1 protein-coding gene is annotated in these 1218 nt (G+C 56.5%); it reads right to left on the bottom strand.

What is annotated here, in order from left to right:
• Positions 1–29: 29 nt before the first annotated feature.
• Positions 30–1150 (bottom strand): IS3 family transposase gene (locus tag GLW01_RS15455; protein WP_160899670.1). Its coding sequence is split into 2 segments (ribosomal slippage): positions 30–892 and positions 892–1150, totalling 1122 coding nucleotides; the frame shifts between segments, so codons are not numbered across the junction.
• Positions 1151–1218: the final 68 nt, after the last annotated feature.

The raw sequence follows: 1218 nt of genomic DNA, 5'->3' as shown, positions 1-1218 counted from the left end.
TGACCTGCCCCCAGTAACTTGACCACTCACTACTTAGTGATGTCCCAAGTTTTGGGCTTCGATTGCCCGGTTCGATGTTGCGCCGCGAACTCCAGCGGTGTCTGGTATCCCAGACTGGAATGCGGTCGCTGCTCATTGTAGTCCCGTCGCCAGTCACTGATGATGTCTCTGGCGTGAGACAGATCCCGGAACCAGTGCTCGTTCAGGCACTCATCCCGGAAGCGCCCGTTAAAACTCTCGATAAAGCCATTCTGGGTCGGCTTCCCGGCCTGAATCAGCTTCAGTTCAATGTGATTGTCACTGGCCCATTGATCGAGTGCTTTACCGGTAAACTCCGGCCCCTGATCGGTTCTCACAGCCTCTGGGTAACCCCGGAAGGCGGCAACCGCTTCCAGGATGCGTGTAACTTCATCGCCTGAAATGCCCCGTGCCACCGCAATATCGAGACATTCTTTCGTGTAGTCATCGACCACCGTCAGGCATTTCAGGCGCCGACCACAGGCCATGGCATCCATGACGAAGTCCATTGACCAGGTCCGGTTTGGCCCCTCTGGTTGCACCAATGGCTGGCGCTCAATGGCTATGCCTTTGCGTCGCTTTCGTTTCGGAACCGCCAGATTGGCCTCACGGTACAGCCGATAGACCTTTTTGTGATTCACCGTCACACCCTCTCGTCGCAGCAGCTGATGCACACGGCGATAGCCAAACCGCCGACGTTCATTGGCGAGCGTTTGGATACGCTCCGACAGGCCAGCATCAACCGACTGCCTCGACGACTGGTAGTGAAATGCAGCGCGGGATATCCCGACCAGTGAACAGGCTCTGCGCTGGGAGATCGACGTCTCACACTGCATCGTGCGCACAGCCTCGCGCTTATTACTGACCGTCAGTACTTTCGATTGAGCGCCGCTTTGAGGGCTTCCTGGTCGAGCATGGAGTCCGCCAGCATCTTCTTGAGGCGGGCGTTCTCGTCCTCCAGCGATTTCAGGCGACGGGCTTCAGAGACGTCCAGACCGCCGAACTTCTTTCGCCAGGTGTAGAAGGTGGCATCGGAGATGTTGTGCTTACGACAGAGCTCTTTCACCGGAACCCCGGCTTCCGCCTCTTTCAACACACCGATAATCTGCTCTTCGGAAAATCGCTTCTTCATGTCGTTCATCCTCTTCTGAGAGGGACACTACTAAGTCAGAAGCGGTTAAGCTAGAGGGGAGCAGGTCA

The sequence above is a fragment of the Vreelandella halophila genome, assembly GCF_009856365.1.
In the GTDB taxonomy this organism is placed as follows: Bacteria; Pseudomonadota; Gammaproteobacteria; order Pseudomonadales; family Oleiphilaceae; genus Halospina; species Halospina utahensis_B.
The sequence above is the reverse complement of the archived record's forward strand: the minus strand, read 5'-3'. Positions and strand labels throughout refer to the sequence as shown.